We start from the raw sequence: 19,425 nt of genomic DNA on the forward strand, positions 1-19,425 counted from the left end.
TGTACACATAAAAGCCCAATAATCCAATGTCAGAATTTATTTTTCCTTATTCAAAGTACAATAGATGCTTTTGATTACTTTTGTCAAATATTCTCATTTAAGATATGATAGATTTTATGGATAATATTCCGTCTATTTCGCAGCCTCTGATTCGTTGGTACGAACAGAACAAGCGGGAATTACCTTGGCGAGAGACGAGGGACCCTTATATTATATGGATTTCCGAGATTATACTGCAACAGACGCGAGTCGTGCAGGGATATGATTATTTTGTTCGTTTTGTGTCCCGTTTCCCTGATGTAAAAGCCTTGGCTGAAGCTCCGGAGGATGAGGTGATGAAATATTGGGAAGGATTAGGATATTATAGCCGGGCCAGAAACTTGCATACGGCTGCAAAGCAGATTATGTCCGATTTTGGAGGGAAGTTTCCGGATACTTATACAGGGGTACTTTCCTTGAAAGGGGTAGGAGAGTATACTGCGGCGGCTATTTGCTCATTTTCTTATGATATGCCGTTTGCTGTTTTAGATGGTAATGTGTATCGGGTACTGTCTCGTCTGTTTGCATTGGAAACTCCGATAGATTCGAGTGTCGGGAAGAAACAGTTTTCCGAACTTGCCGGTATATTGCTCGACCGTAAACGTGCGGCGATATATAATCAGGCTATTATGGAGTTGGGAGCTTTGCAATGCATGCCTCGTTCTCCCAAATGTGAAGGTTGCCCTTTGTCCGATAAATGTATGGCTCGGGCTCGAAATGAGATGGAAAAATATCCCGTAAAACAGGGTAAAACCGTAGTAAAGCCTCGGTATTTTAATTATTTGCATATTTCGTTTGGTGATATAACTTGGATACACCGCAGGACGGCAAACGATATATGGCGCAATTTGTATGAATTTGTCCTAATCGAAACAGACCGGGATGTTACATTTGAGCAGTTGCAGGAAAATATGTTTTACCGCAATTTGATGGATGGAGTTGGGCGAATAGAACTAAAAGGGTTTCCCATAGTCCGTAAACATGTGCTGTCGCACCGTATCATTTATGCTCGTTTTTATACTTTATCGATAGAGCGGGAACTTCCCGAAACAGATGATTATATAAGAGTCCCTGCGGGACATTTATCTGATTATGCATTTTCTCGCCTGACTCTTGATTATTTGGATGAAATAAACAGGCAGAAACTGGATAACACATTGTTTTGACGAAAGACATGTATACGGGGTGTCCGTTTTTTAAGTTGTGTAAGCTTTATCAATGCCGTTTCAGTTGTATAATCAATTGTCTTAGTCCTTTCTGTATGGGTTGGGCAAGAATGATGAGGGATACGGCAGAGATAATGAGTATAAAACCTAAAGCAATGGTCGGGGTCAAGGGTTCGGCAAAAACCAGAATGCCGATGCTTAGTGCAGTAAGAGGTTCCATGGCCCCTAATATGGCTGTCAGTGTAGACCCTATGTTCTTAATGGCATATACCAATGCCAGATTTGAAACGACAGTCGGTAATATGGCCAGCATGAGAATGTTCATGAAAGCCTTTCCATCGGGTATACTTTGTACACCACCTTTTAGCTGTGCATTCAGCAAAAAAATCAGAGAACCTATCATTAATACGTAGAAGGTCAGCTTTGTTCCGTTCATGTTGCGCACTCTTGACTTATTTACCCTAACAATATACAGGGCATAACTAATGGCGGAGATGAGAACAATACCGATGCCGGTCAAATCGATGCCCTGTTCGGTGTCGCTAATGGATAGAGAGGCAACACCACTGATTGCCAGTATAATGGCTGTGATAATGATTGCAGATAGCCTTTCGTGATAGATAATGCTCATAATCAAAGTAACAAAGACAGGATACATGAAATGTATCGTTGTAGCTACACCACTGGGCAGATAGTTGTATCCCCAGAAGAGAAACAGAGCCGACATGACGTAGAACAAACTTAAATAACAAAGGGTGGGGAGTTCTGATTTTCGGATTACGAACGATTCCCCCCGTATAGGCAGTAATATGCCTATAGCCACACCGGCTGTCAGAAAGCGGTAGAATAGGATAGAGTCGAATGTCATGCCTTGTGCCATGAGTGGCAGGGTAAACAGAGGTATCAAACCGAATGTAGATGACGACAGTATCCCGGTCACCAAACCTTTAAAATTTGCCATTATTCATTTACCTCCTTGTTTGCAGGGTTGCGGAAGAAGCTGAAATTTACACTTCCGTAAACGCGATGCTCTTCAAATTCGGGAAGAGATGAGAAATCATTGTTTTTAGAGTGTTCTACAACTAACAGTCCGTTTGGTTTTAATAAAGAAGATGAAAGAATAAGTTTCGGAATTTCATTTAGTCGGGGCAAATCGTATGGAGGGTCGGCGAATATGAAATCGAAACTCTCACGGCAGGAGGATATGAATTTAAACACATCCCCTTTTACCGGAATCAGCTCTTTGGCTCCTAAAGTTTGTATTACTTTTTTGATAAAATTGTACTGTACGTGATATGCCTCGACACATATGACTTTGGCACAACCGCGAGAAGCGAGTTCAAAACTGATGGCTCCTGTACCGGCAAAAAGGTCGAGGGCAGAGATACCATCGAAATCGATTATATTGTTGAGTACGTTAAATAGATTTTCACGGGCAAAGTCCGTAGTAGGCCTTGCCTTTATATTGGCCGGGACATCGAACCGGCGTTTTCCGTATTTACCGTTTATAATTCGCATAGAGGTGTAATGATTAAGTCAAAAGGTGCATTGAGCGTGTCTTTTCCCATTTTGAATAATTGTGCCGGGAATATCGAAGGCATGACACAAGATATATATTCTTGAATGATAGGGACGATTATCTTTTTTTGTTCGTTTTTGCCCGTCAAGTGCACCTCATCTTTTTGTTGGTCGAAATTTAGCTGTTTCCACACGTTCAGAATGTAATATGCTGCATCATTCGTATGCTCGTATTCAAAAGTGTTGGCAAAGAGCAGTCCTTTTTTATCAAAACAGATAATGTCGAGATATTTGTTTTCGATGTTGACGTACATTTTCTCATTATTCCCCATGCGGCTTTTGGTATAGAAATACTCGCAAAGAGGGCTGAGGTGATGGAGAATGACCGGCAAATCGAACGTTCGTAACAAGAAAGCATATATGTCGTCGTCTATACCGAATAGATTGTATATGCCGTTTTGCTCCAGTCTGTTTTCCAGAATTCTGCCTGATGTACCGGGAAAGCAATATCGGTAATAAATGTCGGTTTCTCCCGAAGGTTCGAAATCACGAGGCACAAAGGTAAACCTGTTCGATTGCAACAGGATATAAACTTTTTTATAGGGTTGCAACAGTTCCGGATATTCATATACGAAATTCTCAAGAGAATACAGATAGTCTTCTCCTGCCGGGAATTTTTCGGAACAAGCTTGAAACGAATTATTGACAGACGGGTTATATATCGAAAAGTATATCCCTGTCTTTTCTAACCGAATAGACAGAATATATTGTCCGGGATGTTCTATCTCTATCTGTTTATGTTTAGATAAGTCTGCCATTGTTATACCTAATAGATTCCGATACTGTTATGAAATTCGGTTTTGTATGAGCCGATTAGGAAATTTCAAAAGTTATCCCCCTTACAGCCTGGGTAGACAGTAATAGAGATATTTTTGTAAAATTTAATCGGACTCCGGTTATAATCTTTCTGCAAATGTAGAAAAAGAAAATCGGATGCACTATTTTTGTAAACGACTTTATTTATAAAAGATGATAAATGACTTCTTTGTTAGGCAGATAGAAAGTAATCTTCCTTATACTCCCAATGAAGAGCAGAAAGAGTTGCTCTTACGACTCGGTGATTTTATGTTTCGTCCGGAGTCCGAGTCCCTGTTTCTGTTGAAAGGATATGCCGGTACCGGTAAGACATCGCTGATTGGAGCTTTGGTAAAAACACTGGATGCCTTCCAGCGCAAGTCGGTATTACTAGCACCTACCGGTCGGGCGGCCAAGGTATTTTCCGGTTATTCAGGACATCCCGCCTATACGATACATAAGAAGATATATCGTCAGAAAGTTTTTACCGGAGACTATGAGGGTTTCCAGATTATGGATAATCTCCATAAAGATACGCTATTTATTGTCGATGAGGCTTCTATGATAGCCAATACTCCGGCCGATACCCACATATATGGCACCGGTTGTTTATTGGATGATTTGGTAGAGTATGTTTATTCCGGTGAGGGGTGTCGATTGATACTGTTGGGAGACAGTGCCCAGTTGCCCCCTGTCGGGCAAGAGAATAGCCCGGCTTTGGATGAGACACATTTGTCGGGTTATGGCTTGTCCGTTGAGACTTTTGAGTTGCATACCGTTGCCCGGCAAATGCAGGAGTCTGGTATTCTGTTCAATGCAACTCGTCTGCGTGAACGGATGTTTTCATTGCCGTTAGAGACCCCGCAGATACGGTTTGGGCAGTTTGAAGATATTCAAAGAATATCAGGAGAGTACCTCATTGAGTCTATTTCTACAGCCTATGACCGAGATGGGATGGATGAGACGATTATCGTTACCCGTTCAAATAAACGGGCGAATATATTTAATCAGGGGGTACGAAATCAGATATTGTATCGGGAAGAAGAACTTACCTCGGGAGATTATTTGTTGGTAGCCAAGAATAATTACTTCTGGTCTGAAACTTATAAAGAAATCGATTTTATAGCCAATGGAGATATTGCCCGTGTAGTGAAAGTCAGAGGCAGGCAACAGCTGTATGGCTTTCGTTTTGCCGACGTAGCGCTTTATTTCCCTGACTATGATGTGGAAGTGGAAGCGAAGATAATACTGGATACGTTGACTACGGATACTCCGGCTCTTTCGGCCGAGCAGAACAATCAGCTGTTTATGTCGGTGCTGGAAGACTATTTTGACATACCTTCGAAACGTGAGAAGATGAAAAAGTTGAAGTCTGACCCGTATTTCAATGCTCTTCAAGTAAAGTATGCCTATGCGCTGACTTGTCATAAAGCTCAGGGCGGACAGTGGAAAAATGTATTTATCGATATGGGGTATATCCGTTCCGACTATTTAGGCCTCGATTTCTATCGGTGGTTGTATACAGCCTTTACACGGGCTACGGAACGGTTGTTCCTGATAAATCCCGGTGATGAATACTGTGAAGACCATAAGTTGGGATAATGTAACTATAAAACCGGGCTGAGCAATCTGACAATCGATTCTTTTACTTTTGAAGCCACAGGACGTCTGCGCCAGTACGACCAGGGTATACGTCTGCATTGCTGCTGGTCGGCTATAAAAATATTTTTCATTTTGACAGCCAGTTCTTTGTCATACATAAAGGCGTTTACCTCAAAATTGTGATCGAAACTACGAAAATCGAGATTCGTAGAGCCTACGGTCGAGAACTCGTCGTCGATGACAATCGTTTTTGAATGGATAAATCCTTTTTGGTAAAAATAAACCTTTACACCGGCTTTAAGCATGGGTTTTATATAGGAGTGAGAAGCCAGTTGCAAAACCGGGGAATCTGATTTTTCGGGAAGCATCAGTCTTACATCTACCTTAGCCAGTGCTGCCACTTGCAGCACTTTCATCAAGCTTTCGGTCGGCAGGAAATAAGGAGTCTGTATATATGCATATTGCTTGGCGTTACTGATAGCTTTAAGAAAGGTTAGCGAAATCTCTTTCCACTCGCCTATCGGACCGCTGCTTATGATTTGTATGCAAGTATTTCCCTTCGGAGCGACAATCGGGAAATAGAGTTTTTCCGACAATAACTGACGGCTGGTAAAGCACCAGTCGACGGCAAATGACGATTGTAATCCCTGCACTGCCGGCCCTTCGATGAGGATATGGGTGTCTCTCCATATTCCCCAAGGTACACCATCCCGGTAACGGTCTGCGATGTTCATACCGCCGATAAATCCGCAAGTTCCGTCGACAATTACGATTTTCCGGTGGTTCCGATAGTTTATCTTGTTTGCCAGTTGAGGAAATGTCACTTCCAGAAAAGGATATACCTCTATGCCGGCAGCAGTCATTTCTTCAAAAAAATGTTTTTTCACTTTCCAGCAACCCACATCATCATAGATTACCCGGACTTCTATCCCTTCACGAGCCTTTTCTATTAATATTTGCTTTATTTCATTTCCCAGTTTGTCATTATTGAAAATATAATATTGCAAGTGTATGAATTTGCGGGCTTTCCTCATTTTGGATTTAAGCATATCGAATTTGCTTTCGCCCTCAGTAAAAATCGTTACCTTATTTCCGGGATATGGAATGAATTCTCCCAATGCGTACCCCAACTTTATTTCCTGTATGCTTTCTGAAGATAAGAAAAGCGGCAGATTGCTGACTTCATTTTCTGAATAGTTGATATTTTTGAGAAGTTTGCGCTTGCCTTTACGCGAAATCATGCGTTGGCGACGATATTCCTGCCCGAAAAAAAAATAGAAGACAATGCCTACTACCGGCAGGAAGAGTAGTACCACAATCCATGCGATACTTTTTACAGGATTCCTGTTTTCGGAAAGAATCACTACAATCGTACTGATTACAGTGATAAAATAGATAATATAAAGGCTGGTATACAGCCAGAAATTTATGTCTTGAATAGCGGCAAGAATCATTATCTTATTATATTAAAGACTAAACAGGCCCTAATATCATAAAAAAAAATGAAAATTTCAATATTAGATACCTAAAATGTTACAATATGTTTTAGTAAAGAGAGTTTAGACAGACTCTTAGGGTTCATCTAAAAATAATTTTTATAAAATTTAGACCGATCTATCCGAAATATTTTCGTAATGTTCAGGATAAATAGTTGTATTGTAACAAAAATTTTGCGTAAACGATTTGCTTTTTTAAACCCTTATCATTATCTTTAAGCAACGTTAACCTTAATAAATGATAGTATGATGATATTTACAATTGGAGAAAATGCCGGACTGGTATGGCAGATGTTAGATGAGCAGCATGAGATGTCATTGGCACAATTGAAATCCCGTTTAGGATTGAATGATGCTGCGTTATGGGCAGCTATAGGATGGCTTGCCCGGGAAGGAAAGATTTATTGTCGGGCTGTAGATGAGGAACTATGGTTCAGTAATAGTTTATCAGATGGTTTTATAACTTTCGGATAGAGAAAAATATCGGGGATAGGCTCCCCATAGAAAGATGATGTAATCGACAAGGGCACCTGACAATACGCCAGGTGCCCTTGTTGATTATACCGTTTTCCCTTGTCGCGTTCAAAGTTGTTCGTATAACATCACGGCCTTTATCAACTTTAAGTTTTCGTTACAGAACCAGGGAAAGTCTATACATCTGAAATCGATATTGCTTTCTTCGAGAAGGTTAAAAAAGCGAATGTCCCGTATCAACATGTTTACAGAGACAAACAGCAACGGGCATTTTTTCTTTTTGCAGTAAAAAAGGACCTTTTGCAGTTCCTCATAGGCAATATCGGTTTTATTTCGAGCCTGATTTATTTTATCATAAAACGGAGGGCAGGCTTCCTGCAAATTATGCTTTTTGAGATAGGTATCTACCAGTTCCTTTGTCTCCGGAGAAGAGATGTCTCCGTACAACATCACATATTTATTTTCCATAGACTGTATCTTATCCGGTTCTACCGCTTTCAGAGTCGGGGAGAGACTTTCGTATTGTTTGCTTAGAGAGTTTTTGGTTAGCCTTTTAAGCTTTTCCAAAGAATAGAATACGTACCTGAATATAAATTTGTCACCCTTGTTTTCTATACATTCCCTTTCCATGTAGAAGGCATTTAAGCGTTTCTTATTTGCCTGGAGTACATGTTTGGGAATGCCTTCATATACAGAGCTGGTTCTGTACTCGACAATATCCGTTTTCATATAGTATGGCTGTTATTTTTCCTTCTTGAGAGGATGGAATGTTGTGTTGCGTTCGTCACACGAGATATATGTGTATACCTTAGAGCCGGTCTTAATCTTACTCAGGTCAGATTTGAGAGTTTCTTTCAGAGATGTTTTGGGGCAAAGTCACTCCAAAATACATGTTAATGCTCTGCTATTCGAATCAGAGTAGGAGCTCCGAAAGAAGATTCTTTCAGGACGATTATTTCCCCATTCAGTTTTAGTTGTTGTATCAAAGAATATACCCGTAAACTCTCAGCACCTGAATAGTCTATTATATCATCTACCGAAGCGGCACCGCCATTCTCTTTGAGATAGGTCAGTATTTTTCGGCGGTCCAGATTTGCATAATCCATGATTTGATATTCCGTATTTTACCAGTTCCAGTCAAGATATTCGACGTCGTTATCCGTAAGTCGGTCTCCGGTTTGTACTTCGATGATTTGGAGGTTGGAGACCGCCTTTACAGCATATCGGTGTCCCTTACCGATATGAATGATATCTCCACGCTGGATATTTCTGACCTGCCCATCCAGCACCAATATTCCCGAACCGTCGACACATGTCCATGATATATCCCGGTATTGGTGTCCTCTGTAACAGATGTCAAAGCCGGCTTTGAGCTGTAACAACTGTGTCAAGCTCTGGTATCCACCGGCAAACGTAGAGAAATCGACAACCTTATACGTGCCCCAGCTATATTCCCCATACATGGGACGGGAGGGAAGCTCGTTTACATAATCTTTGATATGTTCGCAAGACTCTTTCCCGCATACCAGAATGCCGTCATAATTGGCGGCAATAATCAGGTTATCGATATCGAAACACAATAAAGGAATGTTTAGTTCATTGATTACATGTGTATTGTGAACATTTTTACCGGCAGTCACGTTCCCGATATAGTGGGTAAGCTCTTCCGTCAAAGAATTCCATGTACCCAAATCTTTCCATTGGCCGTTGAAAGGTATCACGGCAATAGATTCGGCTTTTTCTACTACTTCGTAGTCAAAACTGATTTTGGGGAGTTCCCCATATCGGGAATGCAATTCTTCAAAAGAGTGAACGTCGAGATAACGTTTCACAATATCGGTCATATATCCCAGTCGGAAAGCAAATACGCCCCCGTTCCATAGAGCACCGTCAGCAATCAGAGACTCGGCATGTTCCTCATCCGGTTTTTCCGTAAAGCCTTTCACGTATAGAAACGATTTGTCGGCATTTTCCCTTACCGGAACGATATAACCGAATTTTGTAGACGGATATTTGGGCTTTATGCCCATAAGTACCAAGTCTGCAACATTATTTTCCACGGCAGTAGCCATTTGCGTAATGGTTTTGAAGTAGTTTGCGTCAGTGTAAGAGTCGCAAGGCATCACTATTACCGCCTCATTGTCATTGCACAGCTTTTCCTTGGCCAAATAAGTACAAGCCAGAGCAATGGCCGGGAATGTATCCCTGCGCTCCGGTTCGGTTACGATATCGACATCCGCTCCCAATTGTCCGGTAATGATTTCTTGTTGGGAGGCACTGGTAGCTATGGTTACCGAATCGGAGATACCTTCCTCTCTGATTTGGCGGACAACCCGTTGTACCATGGATTCGGTACCGCCTTCCGGTGAATTCAGTAACCTGAGGAATTGTTTGGAACGAGTATGGTTTGACAATGGCCACAGCCGTTTTCCGGAACCACCGGAAAGCAATATGATTTTCATGTCTACAAATGTTATTATCGTTCGGCTCTCATAGGGTTATTGAGAAAATCCTCATAAGAGAGACGTATGCCGTCTTGCAGTTCCGTTTTATACGTCCAGCCGAGAGATGCAGCTTTCGAAACATCCAGTAACTTACGAGGTGTGCCGTTTGGCTTGCTGGTATCCCAATGGATTTCACCCTCATAACCGATTACTTTGGCAACCAGCTCTGTAAGTTCTTTAATGGTCAGTTCTTTACCGGTTCCGGCGTTGACGGTCTCATTGCCGCTATAGTTGTTCATAAGAAATACGCACAAGTTGGCGAGGTCGTCTACATAGAGAAATTCACGTAACGGACTGCCGTCACCCCAGCAAGTTACATACGGTAGTTTTTGCTCTTTAGCCTCATGGAAGCGTCGTATAAGAGCCGGCAATACATGGCTGTGAGTAGGGTGGTAGTTATCGTTCGGACCGTAAAGATTAGTCGGCATGACACTGATATAGTCAGTACCGTATTGTCGGTTCAGAAATTCGCAGTATTTCAGCCCCGAGATTTTAGCCAGAGCATAAGCTTCATTTGTCTTTTCCAGTTCAGAAGTCAGTAAGCAACTTTCTTTCATAGGTTGTGGAGCCATGCGGGGATAGATGCAGGACGACCCTAAAAATTCCAGTTTTTTACAGCCGTTTTGCCAAGCGGAATGAATCACATTCATCTCTAAAATCATGTTATCGTACATGAAGTCTGCTAAAGCACTCTGGTTGGCGACAATGCCGCCCACTTTAGCTGCTGCCAGAAAAACATATTCAGGTCTTTCCTCTGCAAAGAATTTTTCCACAGCATCCTGGCGGCATAAGTCCAGCTCCTTATGAGTTCTTGTAATGATATTCGTATAGCCTTGACGTTCCAATTCCCGTACGATGGCACTACCCACCATACCACGGTGGCCCGCTACATATATTTTGGCATTCTTTTCCATGATGATAATTTAATTTTATTTCAATAAACGCAGCGGCTCAGCATAGTTCTTCAAACAAGTTTAGAACCTCTGCTTTCGCCTTTCGGTTTATTTTACAATACCTTTTTCGAGATATTCAGCAAGATTCATACGGATATGTTCACCGGCTTTTTCGACAGCAACTTTAGCCATATCTGAGTCTACCATAATACGGACCAATTCTTCAAAAGACGTTTTGGTCGGGTTCCAGCCCAATTCAGCTTTTGCTTTCGAGGGGTCTCCCCAAAGATTTACGACATCTGTTGGGCGATAGAAGTCCGGAGATACCTCAACCAGGACCTTGCCGGTAGCTTTGTCTATACCTTTTTCATTCTCCCCTTCCCCTACGAATTCGAGTTCTATGCCTGCATAGTGGAATGCCAATTGGCAGAATTCACGAACGGAATGTTGCTCTCCGGTGGCGATGACAAAATCTTCCGGTGTCTTATTTTGAAGAATCAGCCACATGCACTCTACATAATCTTTGGCATAACCCCAGTCGCGAAGAGAAGAAAGATTACCTAAATACAGTTTCTCCTGCTTGCCTTGTGCAATACGTGCAGCAGCAAGAGTGATTTTACGGGTTACGAAAGTTTCACCACGTCGTTCCGACTCGTGATTGAAAAGAATGCCTGAGCAACAAAACATGTTATATGCCTCGCGATATTCCTTTACAATCCAGTGTCCATACTGTTTCGCTATCGCATAAGGGCTGTATGGATGGAAAGGTGTATTTTCATTTTGAGGGACCTCTTCTACCTTGCCGTACAGTTCTGAAGTCGAGGCCTGATATATTTTACATGTCGAGGCGAGCCCGCATTGGCGCACGGCTTCCAATATTCGCAATACACCGGTGGCATCTACATCGGCAGTGAACTCAGGAGAGTCGAAACTTACCTGTACATGGCTCTGTGCAGCCAGATTGTATATTTCATCCGGACGAACCCGACCGATAACCTGAATCAGACTCATCGAGTCACCCAGATGAGCATAGTGCAAATGGAAATGAGGCCGTCCTTCAAGATGAGCAATACGTTCGCGGTAGTCTACCGACGAGCGGCGTATGGTGCCATGTACGTCATATCCCTTTTCCAATAAAAATTCTGCTAGAAATGAGCCATCCTGACCGGTAACTCCTGTAATTAAAGCTGTTTTTGTCATATCGATTATAGAGTTGATTTATTTTGATTTAAAAATTTTTTGACCGGTGACATCCAATACCTTATAAGCATAGCGTAAGCTTTCAAAAAAGATATTAGAGTACACACCATTTTTTTTGTACGCCTTTAGATGGTCCTTTAGTATTTGTTTATGGCTGGCTAATCCATTCGTTGACGCGCCACCGGTACGCATGGTTACAAAATCCATTGGGATGTATTGTGTCCGTATCTTATGGACGAATATCAACCGTAGCAAGCATTCAAAGTCTGCGGCAACTTTGTATGACAAATCAAAACCTCCGTATTTTTCGTATAATTTTTTGCGGCAGTAAAATGACGGATGAGCGGGCATAAGCCCCAATCTCATTTGCCAACGTTTGAATGCTTTGGAAGAGTAATAACGGACACATTTTTTCAAATTATCGTCGTTAACGTAATGTATATCACCATATACGGCATCTATGTCATTATTTTTTAATGAGGAAGCTACATTCGTAAGGACATCACTATTGGTATAAAAATCATCACTGTTAAGTATTCCCACTATATCCCCTGTCGCCATGGCAATTCCTTTATTCATAGCATCATACAATCCCCGGTCTTTTTCGCTGATATAGTGCAATCGTCCCTGGTATTTAGGCTCTAACTCATGTATAATTTCCATTGTATTATCTGACGAGCAGCCATCTATGATAATATGTTCTATATCGGAATATGACTGAGATAGAACACTTTCCATTGTATGGCGTATAGTTGTACCGCTATTCCAAGTAGCAGTGATAATTGATATTTTCATAAAATTGAGATGGAAAATTTCGAAAATTGACTTCGTTATGATTCAGAGATTATCCTATTAGCAACTTTGATTGCAGGATTTCCACGATAAATGGAAAAGGGGACGAGGTCTTTAGATGCGATGGAACCAACAGCGAGAACACTGTGCGAATGCATCGTTACTCCGGGACAGACGGTGGATTGAGCACCGACCCATGCACCATCTTCTATTGTAATCGGTTTTACTATAAGGTCAAACGTCGGACGTTTGTAATTATGATTTCCACACAATAACATTGCTCCTTGACTAATACAGACATTTGAACCGATGGTAACTTGTGATAGATTATCTATCCATACATTTTCACCAATCCAAGTATAATCTCCTATCGACAGATTCCAAGGATATTTGATATTGACTGAAGGTTTTATTACAACACCTCGGCCTATTTTTGCACCAAAAAAACGTAGTAGAACTACTTTAATTTTGGAAGATGGATTGAATGGATTGACAATAAATAGTATATTGACGAAATACCATAAAATTCGTTTTGTATTGCTCCCGCCTGTTTTATACCATGAATTATCATAGCGAGATAAATCTGTTTTTATCACTGTATTTTTTATTAATTAATTCTTTGATTTGGGTTTTATACCAAATACAAGGGTTGATAATATTGGACTTGTACGTATTATCGTACTTATTGTCAAACAAGCTGCGATTATCAATAACGCTAAAATAACAGTTATTGTAAATTCAATAAGTGGATTTACATTTGTTTGGAAAAAACGGCCAATCATTATTAGGTTCTGAGGGATCAAGATATAATGAAGTAGATAAATATCAAGAGTATGAGTACCGATAAATTGTAAGATACGACCAATTTTTTTCTGTTTAGAAAAAAGGTTTTGATAATGACGAAAAATAGCAAAAGTTACTATTATAGCTAATATGGCGACAATAATTCTTAGCATAAAATCAATTCGTTTATCCCAAATGTTTTCACTGTAACTCATACGTAATAAACAAATATATGAAATTACAAATAAAGCTACCATTATTACCATATAAATTGTCTTATGATCAATTAATTGTTGGAATAAGGTGAAATGTTTTTTTACAAGTATACCAAATGTAAAATAAATAAAATACTTCCAATTCAATAATCCGAGAATGTCTATTATTTTGATATTAAGATTTAACTTTGTGTTGATGGGCTGAAGTGACAACAAAAAAATTCCTATCGTAAAAATTATGAGAATAACATCACTCCCCCCCCCCCTTAATTTTTGTTAATTTAATGAGTAATAGTGGAATAAGTATTAAAAGAAAGAACTCAAAAAGGGTTATAGTAAACCAATAGCCATATTTTGTTTGAGTCATTATTCCTTCCCAAAAATCTTTTTGAAATACAAATATAAATATGGTGTAAACTATTAGTGTCGAGAGTAGCTGTACTTGTGATTTTTTTAATATAAATTGGCGGATAATAGGTAGTGTCCAGTTTATATCTTTATAAAAGATAAACCCACTAATGAAAAAGAAAAGAGGCATTCGCATAAGCATAAAGAATTGGTTGAATGATGCATGACTGTCAGAATTAAAACCAAAGCTGAATAATAGTACGTGAGCATAAACAACAAGGATCATTGTAAAACCTCTCATTGCATCTAGGTATTCTATTCGTTTATTTTTTATTGGAACTTCCATTTTATATTTAATTAATATTTTAAATAAATTATTTTTTTTATAAAAAATCTTTTATATGAGTATGTGAAAAAAGAATATCTAAGAATGTGATATCTTTTCTAAAAATGGGCATATTAGCTATAATTAAACTTCATATACAAAATCGGGTTTAGACGTTTGGCCTAGAATCCATTCGTAAAGCAATTTCATTTTTAAACCAAGCACATCGGTTGAATAATTATTACGTATTAGCGATTTTCCATTCATCCCCATTTTGATACGCATGTTTTCTCCTATGTTATACGCTTTCAGTATAGTTTGTGTTATTGTTTCTTGATCATTATTAATCCACCAACCGCAATTATGAAAATTCAATTCCTCCCAGGGTGTTCCTTTAGATGCAATTACTGGAACACCGCGTACCAATGCTTCAGTAACAATATTTCCAAAGTTTTCGAAATCGCTTGGAACAGCTAATACAGATAGATCTGTTATCGCTTTGTCTTTTTCTATCCCAGTAAGAAATCCTGTAAATTTGACGTTACGAAGGTTTAATTTTTTAACTTCCTTGTGTAAAAATTCCTCGTAGTATTTGTCTCCGGAACCAATAATTACGAGTTCTATATCATCAAAATTATGGTGTAATGTATCCATGGCATAAATAAGCCTTTCTATACGTTTTCGAGGATGTACTCGACCTAAATAGCCGATTTTGAAAACAGGTTTATGAGGAATCTCTCGGTCAATTAAATCTGATAAGTCGATTGGGTTAGGAATTACCGCAACTGGATTAGAAAAACCTAATGCACGATAGTGATACATTTCTTCTATACAAGTTGCTTGTATACAGGCAGCTTGTTGTAGATCGTTTCGTTGATAAAGAGCAAGAGAGAATTTTTTTATCATTGGTGAGACAGCCAAGGCTTGGGGATACAGCATACCCCGAAGCGTAATAACATAAGGAATTTTACATTTTCGGGCATAACATGCTGTAGCATGGCTTAAATAAAGCCATAATCCTTGAACATGAAATAAATCAGTATTCAGCCTTTTTAAAACTTTTTTGATATTTGGAATATATCCAGTACGATTATTTAAGATATGCCTTGTATAATAGATGTTTATATCGTTAGCAAGTAGTTGTTTTTCATTATCCAATGGAGCCATTAATAACGATGCATTTACATTGTTTTGTTCTAACCCTTTAATGGTGAGATAAGTACTAAGAGCTGGCCCTCCATATTTTACATCCAATATTCCAGAATGAATGACTTTCATATATTTTATAGTTGGTTGTATAGTGATTTGTATTGTTCTGCTATATTTTGAGGGGAAAAGCGCCTAATATTTTTTTTCCCAAGTGTAATTAAGTTTCTTCTTAATTCATTATTTTCTAACAGTTCGATAATCCCGTTACGAATATTGTCAATAGAGTAGGGATTTACNACTTCAATATCACTTGTAAGGATAGGGATTCCAATTAAATTTGCTTCTATGATAGGCATGCCAAAACCTTCATAAAAAGACGGGAAGGTAATTATATCAGCTTGTTTGTATAGTTCTAAAACTTTAAAATATGGAAGATTATAATAATTTTCATACTTTACGTTTAATGAATCTGCCAATTGTTCTTGATTCAAGGTCATAGGTCCAATAATGATAAGTCGGACAGAGAGATTCGTGATTGCCTTTAAGACCCCTTCCAAATTCTTATTTGTTTTTGTCCCTACGTGGAGGATTGTTTTTTTTGCAGAAGCGGTTTTATGGAAAGTTGCAGCTGATATAATCTGTAAATCATTAATGGGGTTGTTTACGACAGATATTTTCTTTTCTGTGAAAGGACATAATTCAATCAGCTCATTTTTTGTAAATGAGCTGATTACTGATATTTTTCGAGCTATACATAATGGAAGGTTGAACCACAACCATTTTTTTATAGTCCTTTCAATCCGTCCGCCTTTTATAATTGATTGAACATCGTGAACTGTAATCAGCGTTCTACGTCCTGTTCCTAATGCGATATAATGGACTTCTCCTGTTATATGGTTGATGTCGCCACGATGTTTTCGGGCAAACCATATATTTTTGGCAATAGCAGAGATACTGGCTCCGTCATATGGTAATTCTATCCATCTAACTTCATGCCCTAAGTATTTGATTAATGAATGAAATATTTCTTCGATACTGTTAGCCTCTGGTCGTTTTTTTCTAATAAATACTACTATTTTCTCGTTCATCTATCTGATTTATAGCAATGTTTAGTCCAATCATAGTGAAATATATCATATAAGCGAACCAATTATACAGACATAATTGTACATAAAAAGTCATGGGAAGAATAATAATTGTTGTTGCCCATGAGAGGGCTGCCAAATATGGGTTTTCTATGGATCGGCTGATTTTAAACATATATACTAATGCATAAAGTCTTATACCTGTGACTATTAAAAATCCAATGAAACCAAATTCAATCATAATGCGACCTATTTCTTCTTCCCAATCTACTAATGATGGTTGGACTAACAACGATTGAACCGACATGTTAGCGATTCCTACTCCGTTACCGAAAGCCCCTGCATAATCGAACATTCGTGAAATATCAAAAGTTCGTGTTATCCGTGTATCCATATCATATGATACTGATGTCGCACGAGATATGAAATTATCTATAGCTGCTATTCCATATATGTCATAGTATATATAGAGACAGCTTAAAATTAATATGATTCCGAGAATCAATTTATAGTTTCGTCTATAAATCCATTCGTAAACAGATGTCCCAATAATAACCAAGCAACTCAAAATAACCACGCTACGTGATCCAGTCATAAAACTTCCTAACAATGCAAGAACAAATAGCATTGCTATAATCCACTTTGTGGTTAAATTCCACTTAAGAGAGAGTAATAATGTGGTAAACACTAATGTTATTATACAAAAATCTCCCAATGGGGTTATATAAGAAAATACGCTACATACACGTACAGCCCCACCTACCATAGCAATTCCATTTTTCATTTCCATTGCATATTTATTGATATATGCGTAAGGAGGGCTAGCATATTGAATAGTTGCAAGAATTAGAATTATAAAAGCAATTATCGCTCCGCCTTTTAGAAATTGTTTTAATTGATGATGGTTGTTAATCCATACTGGTAAAGCATATATCAGGACTATAGGACTCAAATATTGTATGATAGTAATTCCACCAACAATGTAACCATTAATTAAAAATGTAATGCATATTGCTGATAAAATAACCATAAAACCATATATCATATACGCTTTACCTATCGGTGTTGAGATATTTCGTAATCCATTATGTCTTTGAAATAAGTAAAATACAGCTATGATAATCAATAATAGATACTTTATTGAATACAACAAAGTGCCTGATACTCCGGGAATAATCCATTTTCTCAGTACGCCTTCCAGAAAGAGGTAAATAAAGAATAATACGAGACAATTTTTCATTTCTTAGCAGCTATTTTAAGCAAAAATTCATTATATCGTTGTCCGTATGCTTCCCATGAAATATTGGATAATACAGTTGGTGTCAAATAGTTGCGAATATAGTCCCTTGGCTGCTGTTCAGCCTTTTCTAGGGCTTTAAGCAAGGTTTCTGACAATGATTCTACGGTATACTCTGGCATTTCAAATAGGAACTCATGATCATCTACTAATTTTTTCAAGTCAGGGCCACCTGTGTAATGTGAATAGACCAACGGCAATCCACAAATCATTGCTTGAAACAAAACCAAACCAAATCCATCTTGACGGGATGGCAAACAAAGAATTTTTGCTTTCGAATAGAAATAAACCAACTCAGGTTGATTGACAGGATCAATATGATAAAATTGTTTACTTTGTTTTGGAAATGCAAAATCAATAATTGCGCCCACATGTAATAACGACAGTCCATTTTTCAGACAAGCTTCTACTAAAATATCCACACCTTTTTGAAGAGACCAGTTCCCTACAAATATTATATCGTAGCTATCCGATTTAAGAAATAAAGGATAAAACATTTTTAAATTAACGCCATAGGGGTTTACAAATAGTTTTTCTTTTTTTTCTCCTTTTTCTATAAAACTTTCTTTTGTATGTTGAGACGGTAGTATTATATAATCTGCTATTTTATATTGAATAAGTTCGATCTTTATATCTTTTTTATACACTTGTTTTGCAGATGGTATTTTACTCAATATGTCATTCTGAGATAAAATATGTTGGCATCCCCTGTCACAAAAAAACTGTGCATGATATTTATTTTTTGCTTTTTGAGCACTTAATAATGCACAACCGCTCAAACCTATTAAGATATCACATTTTTTTAAACATAAAGCCGATAAAAAATCAACGATTCTTACTATCCAATAATATAAATAACGATTACCATCTTTAGGCAATTTGATTTTTCGGAAAATAAACATCAGTGGAGCACATATATAAAAAAAAGAAACAACCCTATCTGAAGGAAATCCAAAGTGTTCACAACGTTTTTTTGACACCATTGTATAGAAGATAACGTCATGCCCGTTTTTTCTGTGTTGGATTGCCATATCAAGTAGATGGGAACGTCCAGGACTGACTACTGCTATTTTCATTTTTTTATCCATGTTTTTATGTAAGTCAATAAGTCTCCAGCTAAAAGAGATTCGACGCAAATATTGGAATGCACACACTCCCTGTTACGAAGTTTTTTTGCAGGATTACCTCCTACTACAGTCATAGGAGGAACATCTTTTGTGACAACACTACCCGCACCAATAACAGCACCAAAGCCAATATGCTTAACTTGGGGAAGTATTATCGCATTCGGACATATCCAAACATAAGGCTCTATGTCTAAGCCTTTGTTAGGTTGAATATGTTTCCACTCAGGAGAGTCAATATCATGGGTGCTTAATATAAAATTCACATTGTTTCCAATTATTACATGATGTCCGATATGTAAGGGATATAACATAGAAGTAAAATCTACATTATAATTAATTGAAACATTGTTTTCAATATTCATAAAACGGTTAAATTTTTTTGCTACAGAAACAGGTATTGTCGCAGACTTGTCAACGACTGCTCCTTTTTTTCGGGCGATCATTCTTGAATATGAGAACTTTAAGAATGGAGGAATGCGTAAAATAAGCCCAATGAGGAAATGAATAAAACTTCTTGACCTTATTCGTGATTCGTATACAGTTTCCATTTTAAGTAA

21 protein-coding genes are annotated in these 19,425 nt (G+C 38.4%); 3 read left to right on the forward strand and 18 right to left on the reverse strand.

From position 1 onward, the window contains the following. Positions 1-104 precede the first annotated feature (104 nt). Positions 105-1,205 carry an A/G-specific adenine glycosylase gene (mutY, locus tag BN2628_RS14410; RefSeq protein ID WP_055098170.1) on the forward strand — a complete coding sequence of 367 codons (1,101 nt, stop codon included), beginning with the start codon at positions 105-107 and terminating at the stop codon, positions 1,203-1,205. A 49-nt stretch (positions 1,206-1,254) separates the two neighbouring features. Here mutY and BN2628_RS14415 read toward each other — a convergent pair whose 3' ends face one another. From BN2628_RS14415 to BN2628_RS14425, 3 genes are read right to left on the reverse strand one after another with little or no spacing between them, the layout of a single operon-like run. Next, positions 1,255-2,166 (reverse strand): DMT family transporter, encoded by a 912-nt coding sequence (locus BN2628_RS14415; protein WP_055098173.1) that lies wholly within the window; start codon positions 2,164-2,166, stop codon positions 1,255-1,257. After that, positions 2,166-2,723 (reverse strand): 16S rRNA (guanine(966)-N(2))-methyltransferase RsmD, encoded by a 558-nt coding sequence (rsmD, locus tag BN2628_RS14420; RefSeq protein WP_021929736.1) that lies wholly within the window; start codon positions 2,721-2,723, stop codon positions 2,166-2,168. Before rsmD ends, BN2628_RS14415 begins: the two co-directional genes overlap by 1 nt. Further along, a complete protein-coding gene (locus tag BN2628_RS14425; protein WP_055098176.1) occupies positions 2,711-3,541 on the reverse strand; it encodes a DUF3822 family protein in 831 nt (276 codons plus the stop codon). The genes rsmD and BN2628_RS14425 overlap by 13 nt, the downstream gene beginning before the upstream one ends. A 211-nt stretch (positions 3,542-3,752) precedes the next feature. Here BN2628_RS14425 and BN2628_RS14430 point away from each other — a divergent pair, with 211 nt between their 5' ends. After that, entirely contained in the window at positions 3,753-5,180 is a 1,428-nt protein-coding gene (locus BN2628_RS14430) for an ATP-dependent DNA helicase (RefSeq protein ID WP_055098178.1), read from the forward strand. A gap of 5 nt (positions 5,181-5,185) precedes the next feature. On the opposite strand, the gene cls is transcribed toward BN2628_RS14430, so the two are convergent. Next, a complete protein-coding gene (cls, locus tag BN2628_RS14435) occupies positions 5,186-6,634 on the reverse strand; it encodes a cardiolipin synthase (RefSeq protein WP_055098180.1) in 1,449 nt (482 codons plus the stop codon). A gap of 288 nt (positions 6,635-6,922) precedes the next feature. Between cls and BN2628_RS14440 the strand changes: the two genes are divergently transcribed. After that, positions 6,923-7,150 (forward strand): winged helix-turn-helix domain-containing protein, encoded by a 228-nt coding sequence (locus BN2628_RS14440; protein WP_021929741.1) that lies wholly within the window; start codon positions 6,923-6,925, stop codon positions 7,148-7,150. A gap of 108 nt (positions 7,151-7,258) precedes the next feature. On the opposite strand, the gene BN2628_RS14445 is transcribed toward BN2628_RS14440, so the two are convergent. From BN2628_RS14445 to BN2628_RS14510, 14 genes are all read right to left on the reverse strand, one after another. Then, entirely contained in the window at positions 7,259-7,879 is a 621-nt protein-coding gene (locus BN2628_RS14445) for a hypothetical protein (protein ID WP_055098183.1), read from the reverse strand. 164 nt (positions 7,880-8,043) lie between these two features. Next, positions 8,044-8,256 (reverse strand): hypothetical protein, encoded by a 213-nt coding sequence (locus tag BN2628_RS14450; protein WP_055098216.1) that lies wholly within the window; start codon positions 8,254-8,256, stop codon positions 8,044-8,046. A gap of 18 nt (positions 8,257-8,274) precedes the next feature. After that, positions 8,275-9,612, reverse strand: coding sequence for a sugar phosphate nucleotidyltransferase (locus tag BN2628_RS14455; RefSeq protein WP_055098249.1), 1,338 nt, complete (start codon positions 9,610-9,612; stop codon positions 8,275-8,277). Positions 9,613-9,626: 14 nt separating this feature from the next. Further along, positions 9,627-10,571 carry a GDP-L-fucose synthase family protein gene (locus tag BN2628_RS14460; protein ID WP_082430183.1) on the reverse strand — a complete coding sequence of 315 codons (945 nt, stop codon included), beginning with the start codon at positions 10,569-10,571 and terminating at the stop codon, positions 9,627-9,629. Positions 10,572-10,655: 84 nt separating this feature from the next. Continuing rightward, positions 10,656-11,747, reverse strand: a complete 1,092-nt coding sequence (gmd, locus tag BN2628_RS14465; protein WP_021929746.1) for a GDP-mannose 4,6-dehydratase — start codon at positions 11,745-11,747, stop codon at positions 10,656-10,658. Between the two features lie 18 nt (positions 11,748-11,765). Further along, positions 11,766-12,542: a glycosyltransferase family 2 protein gene (locus BN2628_RS14470; RefSeq protein ID WP_055098251.1), complete on the reverse strand. Its 777-nt coding sequence runs from the start codon at positions 12,540-12,542 to the stop codon at positions 11,766-11,768. A 35-nt stretch (positions 12,543-12,577) separates the two neighbouring features. Then, entirely contained in the window at positions 12,578-13,135 is a 558-nt protein-coding gene (locus BN2628_RS14475; RefSeq protein ID WP_055098255.1) for a putative colanic acid biosynthesis acetyltransferase, read from the reverse strand. A gap of 15 nt (positions 13,136-13,150) precedes the next feature. Then, positions 13,151-13,783: an acyltransferase family protein gene (locus BN2628_RS14480; protein ID WP_082430184.1), complete on the reverse strand. Its 633-nt coding sequence runs from the start codon at positions 13,781-13,783 to the stop codon at positions 13,151-13,153. Between the two features lie 4 nt (positions 13,784-13,787). Beyond that, positions 13,788-14,231, reverse strand: coding sequence for an acyltransferase family protein (locus tag BN2628_RS14485; protein WP_055098259.1), 444 nt, complete (start codon positions 14,229-14,231; stop codon positions 13,788-13,790). A 123-nt stretch (positions 14,232-14,354) separates the two neighbouring features. Continuing rightward, on the reverse strand, positions 14,355-15,488 hold the full coding sequence (locus BN2628_RS14490; RefSeq protein ID WP_055098299.1) for a glycosyltransferase: 1,134 nt from the start codon (positions 15,486-15,488) through the stop codon (positions 14,355-14,357). A 5-nt stretch (positions 15,489-15,493) separates the two neighbouring features. Then, positions 15,494-16,447 (reverse strand): glycosyltransferase, encoded by a 954-nt coding sequence (locus BN2628_RS14495; protein ID WP_055098317.1) that lies wholly within the window; start codon positions 16,445-16,447, stop codon positions 15,494-15,496. Next, on the reverse strand, positions 16,419-17,684 hold the full coding sequence (locus BN2628_RS14500) for a hypothetical protein (RefSeq protein ID WP_055098318.1): 1,266 nt from the start codon (positions 17,682-17,684) through the stop codon (positions 16,419-16,421). The genes BN2628_RS14495 and BN2628_RS14500 overlap by 29 nt, the downstream gene beginning before the upstream one ends. Next, positions 17,681-18,829 (reverse strand): glycosyltransferase family 4 protein, encoded by a 1,149-nt coding sequence (locus tag BN2628_RS14505; RefSeq protein ID WP_055098321.1) that lies wholly within the window; start codon positions 18,827-18,829, stop codon positions 17,681-17,683. Before BN2628_RS14505 ends, BN2628_RS14500 begins: the two co-directional genes overlap by 4 nt. Further along, positions 18,814-19,416 carry an acyltransferase gene (locus BN2628_RS14510; RefSeq protein WP_055098323.1) on the reverse strand — a complete coding sequence of 201 codons (603 nt, stop codon included), beginning with the start codon at positions 19,414-19,416 and terminating at the stop codon, positions 18,814-18,816. The genes BN2628_RS14505 and BN2628_RS14510 overlap by 16 nt, the downstream gene beginning before the upstream one ends. Positions 19,417-19,425: the final 9 nt, after the last annotated feature.

The organism is Gabonia massiliensis, assembly GCF_001403595.1.
Classification (GTDB): Bacteria; Bacteroidota; Bacteroidia; order Bacteroidales; family Coprobacteraceae; genus Coprobacter; species Coprobacter secundus.

What these genes read in the sequence shown, in the direction of transcription:
- mutY (WP_055098170.1), top strand. Translation starts at nt 105, where the DNA reads ATGATAGATTTTATGGATAATATTCCGTCTATTTCGCAGCCTCTGATT.
- BN2628_RS14415 (WP_055098173.1), bottom strand. Translation starts at nt 2,166, where the DNA reads ATGGCAAATTTTAAAGGTTTGGTGACCGGGATACTGTCGTCATCTACA.
- rsmD (WP_021929736.1), bottom strand. Translation starts at nt 2,723, where the DNA reads ATGCGAATTATAAACGGTAAATACGGAAAACGCCGGTTCGATGTCCCG.
- BN2628_RS14425 (WP_055098176.1), bottom strand. Translation starts at nt 3,541, where the DNA reads ATGGCAGACTTATCTAAACATAAACAGATAGAGATAGAACATCCCGGA.
- BN2628_RS14430 (WP_055098178.1), top strand. Translation starts at nt 3,753, where the DNA reads ATGATAAATGACTTCTTTGTTAGGCAGATAGAAAGTAATCTTCCTTAT.
- cls (WP_055098180.1), bottom strand. Translation starts at nt 6,634, where the DNA reads ATGATTCTTGCCGCTATTCAAGACATAAATTTCTGGCTGTATACCAGC.
- BN2628_RS14440 (WP_021929741.1), top strand. Translation starts at nt 6,923, where the DNA reads ATGATGATATTTACAATTGGAGAAAATGCCGGACTGGTATGGCAGATG.
- BN2628_RS14445 (WP_055098183.1), bottom strand. Translation starts at nt 7,879, where the DNA reads ATGAAAACGGATATTGTCGAGTACAGAACCAGCTCTGTATATGAAGGC.
- BN2628_RS14450 (WP_055098216.1), bottom strand. Translation starts at nt 8,256, where the DNA reads ATGGATTATGCAAATCTGGACCGCCGAAAAATACTGACCTATCTCAAA.
- BN2628_RS14455 (WP_055098249.1), bottom strand. Translation starts at nt 9,612, where the DNA reads ATGAAAATCATATTGCTTTCCGGTGGTTCCGGAAAACGGCTGTGGCCA.
- gmd (WP_021929746.1), bottom strand. Translation starts at nt 11,747, where the DNA reads ATGACAAAAACAGCTTTAATTACAGGAGTTACCGGTCAGGATGGCTCA.
- BN2628_RS14470 (WP_055098251.1), bottom strand. Translation starts at nt 12,542, where the DNA reads ATGAAAATATCAATTATCACTGCTACTTGGAATAGCGGTACAACTATA.
- BN2628_RS14485 (WP_055098259.1), bottom strand. Translation starts at nt 14,231, where the DNA reads ATGGAAGTTCCAATAAAAAATAAACGAATAGAATACCTAGATGCAATG.
- BN2628_RS14490 (WP_055098299.1), bottom strand. Translation starts at nt 15,488, where the DNA reads ATGAAAGTCATTCATTCTGGAATATTGGATGTAAAATATGGAGGGCCA.
- BN2628_RS14500 (WP_055098318.1), bottom strand. Translation starts at nt 17,684, where the DNA reads ATGAAAAATTGTCTCGTATTATTCTTTATTTACCTCTTTCTGGAAGGC.
- BN2628_RS14505 (WP_055098321.1), bottom strand. Translation starts at nt 18,829, where the DNA reads ATGGATAAAAAAATGAAAATAGCAGTAGTCAGTCCTGGACGTTCCCAT.
- BN2628_RS14510 (WP_055098323.1), bottom strand. Translation starts at nt 19,416, where the DNA reads ATGGAAACTGTATACGAATCACGAATAAGGTCAAGAAGTTTTATTCAT.